Here is a 1,947-nt window from a genome sequence, read left to right on the forward strand (position 1 = left end):
GGTGTAGGCGACCAGGCGGCGGTCGCCGGGGGTGTCCTCGCGGACGATGGCGACGGCCTGGTGGACGTCGGGGTGGTTGGTGAGGACGTTTTCGATCTCGCCGAGTTCGATGCGGAAGCCGCGGATTTTGACTTGGTCGTCGGCGCGTCCGGCGAAGACGAGGTTGCCGTCCTGGGTCCAGCGGGCGAGGTCGCCGGTGCGGTACATGCGCTCGCCGGTGCTGCTGAAGGGGCAGGCGATGAAGCGTTCGGAGGTCAGGTCGGGCCGGTTCCAGTAGCCGCGGGCCAGGCCGGCGCCGGCGATGTACAGCTCGCCGATGACGCCCGGGGCCACCGGCTGGAGGGCGGCGTCCAGGACGTAGAGACGGGCGTTGGACTGCGGGCGCCCGATCGGCACCACACCAGCGGGGAGCCTCTGGCCAGGCTCGATGCGGAACTCGGTGCAGTTCACCGTCGACTCGGTCGGCCCGTACACATTGCTGACCACCGCGTCCGGATGCTGTTCCCGCCAGGTGTTCAGCACCTCGCTCTGCAGGGCCTCACCACCGAGCAGCAGGTGCCCGGTCGGCGAGTACTGCGGCGGCAGGTACTCCAGCAGCGGCAGGTGGCTGGGGGTGGCCTTGAGGAAGGTGCACGGCGTCCGGGTCAGGATCTCGGCGCTCTCGGGGTCATCGTCCTCCAGCCCGGCCAGAATGACCCGCCCGCCCGAGACCAGCGGGGTGTAGAGGGCCGTCACGGTCAGGTCGAAGGAGACCGGTGAGTGGACCAGCGCCACCTCGGCCGCGTCCGGATACGCCCGCCTGCCGTACGACAGATAGTCGACCACGCTGCGGTGCTCGACCACGACGCCCTTGGGGCGGCCGGTGGAGCCGGAGGTGTAGATGACGTACGCGGGGTGGTGGGCGTCGAGGGCCCGGGCGCGGTGCTGGTCGCCCACGGGCTCGGTGGTGTGACCGGGGATGCCCGTGTTGCTGGTGGGGTCGTCGAGGATGTGGATGGGCGCGCTGGTGGCGATGTCCGCCAGGACGTGGACGGTGTCGGCCAGGGTGAGGATGGCGACCGGGGCGGCGTCGGTGAGCATGTAGCTCATGCGGTCGGCCGGGTAGCCGGGGTCGACCGGTACGTAGGCGCCGCCGGCCTTGGTGATGGCCAGCAGGGTGGTGATCAGCTCCACCGAGCGGGGCATGACCACGGCGACGAAGGACTCGGGTGCCACTCCCTGGCCGATCAGCCAGTGGGCCAGCTGGTTGGCGCGGGCGTCCAGCTCGGCGTAGGTCAGCTCGGTGTCGCCGTGCACCACCGCGACGGCGTCGGGAGTGGCCGCGACCTGCCGCTCGAAGAGCGCGGGCAGGGTCCGTGCGGTGACGTCGGTGGGGGTGGCGGTGTCGTTCCACTCCTCCAGCACCCGGCGGCGCTCCGCCTCGCCCAGCACGTCGATCGCGTTCACACGGACCTGGGGGTCGGCGGCCATGGCCTCCAGCACGCGGACCAGGCGCTGCACCAGCGTCTCGACGGTCGAGCGGTCGAAGAGGTCCAGGCTGTACTGGAGGGTTCCGCTCAGGCCGAGGGCGCCTTCGGCATCCCGGGTCTCGGAGAAGCTCCACGACAGGTCGTACTTGATCGTCTGGGATTCGACCGGCTCAAGGGCACACGTCACCCCTGGCAGCTCGATGACGGCTTCCGGGGTGTTCTGGAAGACCAGCATGACCTGGAAGAGGGGGTGCCGGGACAGGGAGCGGGTGGGGTTGAGGGTCTCCACCAGGCGCTCGAAGGGCACGTCCTGGTTGGCATAGGCGGCGAGGTCCTGTTCCCGGATCCGGCCGATCAGCTCGGTGGTGGTCGGGTTGCCGTCCAGCTTGGTCCGCAGTACCAGGGTGTTGACGAAGAAGCCGATCAGCGGGTCGAGGGCCTCGTCGGTGCGTCCGGCGATGGCGGTGCCCAGGGTGAT

The 1,947-nt window shown here is 70.2% G+C and carries 1 protein-coding gene; it reads right to left on the reverse strand.

From position 1 onward, the window contains the following. The coding region (locus tag E4099_RS31605; RefSeq protein ID WP_135342525.1) for a non-ribosomal peptide synthetase at positions 1–1,947 on the reverse strand (1,947 nt) is incomplete at both ends.

The organism is Streptomyces palmae (genome assembly GCF_004684805.1).
Classification (GTDB): domain Bacteria; phylum Actinomycetota; class Actinomycetes; order Streptomycetales; family Streptomycetaceae; genus Streptomyces; species Streptomyces palmae.